This is a genomic window from Streptomyces sp. NPDC043867 (assembly GCF_056435845.1).
This window is the reverse complement of the sequence record NZ_JBWKDS010000045.1, coordinates 37,521-42,630: the sequence shown is the minus strand read 5'-3', so window position 1 is coordinate 42,630 and position 5,110 is coordinate 37,521. Positions and strand designations below refer to the sequence as shown.

4 protein-coding genes are annotated in these 5,110 nt (G+C 71.1%); 1 reads left to right on the top strand and 3 read right to left on the bottom strand.

Annotation, left to right across the window (positions count from 1 at the left end; genetic code table 11):
• Positions 1 to 121: 121 nt before the first annotated feature.
• The 3 genes from AC069T_RS32425 to AC069T_RS32415 all read right to left on the bottom strand — a co-directional run bounded on the left by AC069T_RS32425 (position 122) and on the right by AC069T_RS32415 (position 3,612).
• Positions 122 to 1,462, bottom strand: coding sequence for a DUF2637 domain-containing protein (locus AC069T_RS32425; RefSeq protein WP_478786141.1), 1,341 nt, complete (start codon positions 1,460 to 1,462; stop codon positions 122 to 124).
• Between the two features lie 206 nt (positions 1,463 to 1,668).
• Positions 1,669 to 2,577: a DUF3558 domain-containing protein gene (locus AC069T_RS32420; protein ID WP_478786140.1), complete on the bottom strand. Its 909-nt coding sequence runs from the start codon at positions 2,575 to 2,577 to the stop codon at positions 1,669 to 1,671.
• A 144-nt stretch (positions 2,578 to 2,721) separates the two neighbouring features.
• Positions 2,722 to 3,612 carry a DUF3558 domain-containing protein gene (locus tag AC069T_RS32415; protein WP_478786139.1) on the bottom strand — a complete coding sequence of 297 codons (891 nt, stop codon included), beginning with the start codon at positions 3,610 to 3,612 and terminating at the stop codon, positions 2,722 to 2,724.
• 203 nt (positions 3,613 to 3,815) lie between these two features.
• On the opposite strand from AC069T_RS32415, the gene AC069T_RS32410 reads away from it, so the two are divergent.
• Positions 3,816 to 5,009, top strand: a complete 1,194-nt coding sequence (locus AC069T_RS32410) for an RtcB family protein (RefSeq protein ID WP_478786138.1) — start codon at positions 3,816 to 3,818, stop codon at positions 5,007 to 5,009.
• The last annotated feature ends 101 nt before the right edge of the window (positions 5,010 to 5,110 follow it).

The following is a 5,110-nucleotide window of genomic DNA, read 5'->3' as shown; positions in this document are numbered from 1 at the left end:
ACCCACGCTTTTGCTGGGGGTGTACGAGGAAGGGGGGAAAAAGTGGTTTGGGCCCTACCCCCCCGTAAGAGGAGGGGGGGCGCCGGGGGACCCCCGGCCCCCCCCTCTCGTCATACCGGTCCTACGCGATGTGGTCCTCCTCCAGCTCCGCGTTGAAGCGGTTCTGGAAGCGGTTCATGTAGCGCTTCAGCTCGCTGTCGGTGAGGGTCACGCCGTACGTGGCCTCGACGTTGTTGCCGAACTCGCCCTTGGTGGGCAGCCCCTGGCCGTTGATCGACTGCCGGAACACCTGGTAGAGGCCCTCCTCGCGGGACTTCTCGTCGGTGAGCGGCGACCGCTCCTCGCGCGGCGCGGGAATCGGCAGCTGCTCCGGGTCCGGGCCGCCGCCCTCACCCAGCTGCCGGGTCCGGCCCGGGCCCGACGGGATCGGGAAGCTGCCCGTCTCCTCAGGACCGGGCTCGTACTGCTGCGACTGCTGCTCCTCGTACCACTGCTCGTACTGCTCCTCGGGCACGTACGTGGGGTCGTATCCGCCCTCGTAGACGACCTCCGTGGGAGCGGGGGCGGCGAACCAGGGGCTCTCCTCCGGCTCCGGCTCCGGTACGCGGTCCGGCCGGCCGCCGTTCCTGCGGGCACCCTCGGGCTGCCGGTACGGCCCGTCCTCGGGCGCGGCCGGCTCCAGGGCGGGGGCGGCGACCGCCGGCCGGTCCGCGGTCACCTCGGCCGGGGCGTCCTGCTGCGGCCGCTGCGGGGCCGGGGGCAGCAGGACCGGCTCGATGCCCGCGGCGGCGAGGCCGGCGGGCGCGGTCTCGGCGAGCGGGACGCCGTAGCGCGCCAGGCGCAGCGGCATCAGCGACTCCACCGGGGCCTTGCGGCGCCAGCCCCGGCCGAAGCGGGACCGCAGGCGGGCCTGGTAGACGAGACGTTCCTGCTCCAGCTTGATCACCTGCTCGTAGGAGCGCAGCTCCCACAGCTTCATCCGGCGCCACAGCAGGAAGGTCGGCAGCGGGGAGAGCAGCCAGCGGGTGAGCCGGACGCCCTCCATGTGCTTGTCGGCGGTGATGTCCGCGATCCGGCCGATGGCGTGGCGGGCGGCCTCCACCGACACCACGAACAGGATCGGGATGACGGCGTGCATGCCGGTGCCCAGCGGGTCGGGCCAGGCCGCCGCGCCGTTGAACGCGATCGTCGCCGCCGTCAGCAGCCACGCGGTCTGGCGCAGCAGCGGGAAGGGGATGCGGATCCAGGTCAGCAGCAGGTCGAGGGCGAGCAGCACACAGATGCCCGCGTCGATGCCGACCGGGAAGACGTAGCTGAAGTTCCCGAAGCCCTTCTGCAGGGCCAGCTCGCGGACCGCCGCGTACGAACCGGCGAAGCCGATTCCGGCGATGACCACCGCTCCGGCGACGACCACGCCGATGAGAATGCGGTGCATCCGTGTGAGCTCCAGTGGCGCGGCCACCCGTGATCCCCTCCCCTAGCGTGTTGTTGCGCGCAACAGGGTGGCACATGTGTACGGCGAACGGGTGGCCGGTCCGGCGGGGGCCCGGCCCGCGCAGGGTCCGGGCGCCCGCAACTGGCCCGTCCGGCCGACGAGTTGAGCGACAGGGGGCGGCCGGCACGCGGATCGCGGACCGGGAGCGGATCAGCGCCCTGTCGCCGGACTGGTCAGGCCTTCCTGGCGGCGGCCTTGCTCACGGACCTGGACGGGGAGGGCGACTTGGACGAAGACTCGCCGGGCGCCTTCGACGCGGACTTCGAAGGCGACTTCGACGCCGGCCTGGAGGGCGACTTGGAGGCCGACTTCGACGGAGAGGCGCTCGCCCCGCCCCCGTCCCCGTTCGCGGCGGCCACCGCGGCCACCGCCTCCTTGGCCGCCTTCTGCGCGTCCTTCACCAGGCCGGCGGCGTCCGGAGTCTTGTCACCCGCGAGGCCCGCGCCGTTGTAGTCGAGGGTGATGACGACGTTCTCCACGCGCGTCACGACCGTCTGCTGCCTGAACGAGCCTTCCTTCTTCTTCAGCTCGTAGCGCACGGCCGTCGCCTCGTCGCCCGTCCCGGACACCGGCTCCGACTTCGTGTTCTTCGCCCCGGACACCGCCTGCGCGCCCGCGACCTGCTTCTCGTAGTAGTCGTGCGCGAGCTTGTCGCCCCCGCCGCGCGCGTCCGACTCGAAACGCAGCATGGCCACGTTCAGCCAGCGGTACTGCGAGCCCTTCACACCGTTGCTGTCCAAGCTGTCCCAGTAGCAGTTGCCGCGCACCGACAGGTCGTCCGACTTGCCTTCCCTGCCCGACTTCCCGGCCTCGGGGACCAGATCGCCCAGGGTCTTCCCCGACACCACCGAGCACGGCTCGGGCAGCTTCGCGTACGCGGCCGGCTCGATCGCGTCCGCCGAGGCGCTCGCCGACGGCTTCGCGCTCTGCCCGGCACTCTTCTTCGCGTCGTCGCCGGAGCCGGAGTCCGAGGAACAGCCGGCGGCGACGAGCATCACCGGGACGGCGGCGGCGCACACAAGAATGCGGGGAAGTCGCAGTACTCGCTGGTCTCGCGGGGCTCGCTGTGCTGGTCGGTGCATGGTTCCTTCACTCATGACGCTCGTGGTGCGGACGCACATGGGTCGTGCGACCGTCCGGTCCGAGGGGCCACGGTACGCGGTGAGCGTGGAGCGCGGCCCGCTTCACGGAGTTCGGCGGGGTGGACGCGGGGCGTGCGCCGCACGCTAGGAGTTGAGCGAATCGGCGAGGCTCTCGGCCAGTTTCCTGGCCCTGTCCTGCATTTCCTCGCTGTCCGGGACGACGCCCACCCGGGCCGGCTGCTCCTCGTACCGGATGGTCACGACCACGTTGGACGTGCGGAACACCACAGTCACCGTGCGCTGGCGGACCGTCGAACCGGCCGCGCTCAGCTCGTCGTCGAGGAACGCCTCGTCGCCGAGACCGTCGAGCGTGCGGGGCGGGAGGGCCCCCGCGGTTCCGGTCGCCGTGGCGGACCCGGAAGGGGTGTCGTCCGCGGAGCCGGTCGCGGTGTCCTCGTCGCCGGAGCTCCCGGACGAGGGGGCGTCCGGCGAGGCGCCCTTCGACGCGGGACTTCTGGACGCGGACTTCTCCGGCTCGGCGTCCTCCGACGTGGATCCGGAGCCGGACGCGTCCGGGGAGGACGGCTCGGGAAGATCCGCCGCCTCCTCCAGCGCGCCGTAGACCTTCGCGGCCCTGCTGTCGTCGCTGACGGCGCTGTCGTAGGACACCACCCGCTCGAAGTCGACGAGGAGGTGGTCCGTGGCGTCCGCCGACTCAACCTTCCAACGGCAGCCGACCTTGCGGTCCGTGTCGAACGTCAGCGTCGCCTCGCCCGCGTACGCCTTCTCGCGCCGCTGCGCGTCCGTGATCTCGGCGATCCCCGGGAGCAGCGCGTCGAGGGTCTCGTGGCCGATCGCTCCGCACGGCTCGGGGAGGGTGCGGTACCTGCCGGGCTGGGCGGCCGCCGTCGTCGCGGTGGAGTCACCGGCCTTCGAGTCGGCGGGTGTGCCACCGTCGTCCGAGCCGCTGGTGCAGCCGGCCAGCAGTGCCGCGAGGAGCACGGCGGCGCCCGGTACGTAGGCCTTCCGCTGCACGGTCAGACTCCTCTCGACGGCGCCCGCGATCCGGTGCCGGGCGGTGTCCTGTGGTTATTCGCTTGCCGCACGGGGGCGGCCGCTGGGAACAATGTGTATCGCACGCACAGCCGTGGACGCTGGTCCGTTGTCCCAAACGTCGACCTAGGCGCCGGTTTTGCGATCTGAGGCTTCTGTTGGTTTTCCGGGGGAATGAGGACGATATGTCGTACGTGGAAGTGCCGGGCGCGAAGGTTCCCATCCGTATGTGGGCCGATCCCGCCTCGGTCGAGGACGGCGCAATGCGCCAGCTCCAGAACGTGGCGACGCTGCCGTGGATCAAGGGCCTCGCCGTGATGCCGGACGTGCACTACGGCAAGGGCGCGACGGTCGGCTCCGTCATCGCCATGCGGGACGCGGTGTGTCCGGCGGCGGTGGGGGTGGACATCGGCTGCGGGATGTCCGCGGTCAGGACCTCGCTCACCGCCAACGACCTGCCGGGGGACCTGACCCGGCTCCGGTCGAAGATCGAGCAGGCCATTCCGGTGGGCCGCGGGATGCATGACTCCGCGGTCGAGCCCGGCGGCTTCCACGGCCTGGCGACGGCCGGGTGGGACGACTTCTGGGGGCGCTTCGACGGGGTCGCCGAAGCGGTGAAGTTCCGCCAGGAGCGGGCGACCAAGCAGATGGGGACGCTCGGCTCCGGAAATCACTTTGTGGAACTCTGCACCGATACATCCGGTTCTGTCTGGTTGATGCTGCACTCCGGTTCGCGGAACATCGGCAAGGAGCTGGCCGAGCACCACATCGGTGTCGCGCAGAAACTCCCGCACAACCAGGGTCTCGTCGACCGTGACCTCGCGGTCTTCGTCGCGGACACCCCGCAGATGGCGGCGTACCGCAACGACCTGTTCTGGGCGCAGGAGTACGCCAAGCACAACCGCACGATCATGATGGCGCTCCTGAAGGACGTGGTCCGCAAGGAGTTCAAGAAGGCGAAGCCGACCTTCGAGCCGGAGATCTCCTGCCACCACAACTACGTGAGCGAGGAGCGGTACGACGGCATGGACCTGCTCGTCACCCGCAAGGGTGCGATCCGCGCGGGGTCCGGCGAGTTCGGGATCATCCCCGGTTCCATGGGCACCGGTTCGTACATCGTGAAGGGCCTCGGCAACGACAAGTCCTTCAACTCGGCCTCGCACGGCGCGGGCCGGCGGATGAGCCGGAACGCCGCCAAGCGCCGCTTCACGGCGAAGGACCTGGAGGAGCAGACGCGGGGCGTGGAGTGCCGCAAGGACTCCGGCGTCGTGGACGAGATCCCGGCCGCGTACAAGCCGATCGAGCAGGTGATGGAGCAGCAGCGCGATCTGGTCGAGGTCGTGGCGAAGCTGAAGCAGTTCATCTGCGTGAAGGGATGACGCACCGGCGGGGGGGGGGGGGGGGGGGGGGGGGGGGGGGGGGGGGATGTGGGGGGGGGGGGGGGGGGGGGGACAACACCCCCGGCCACTCCCCCCCCCCC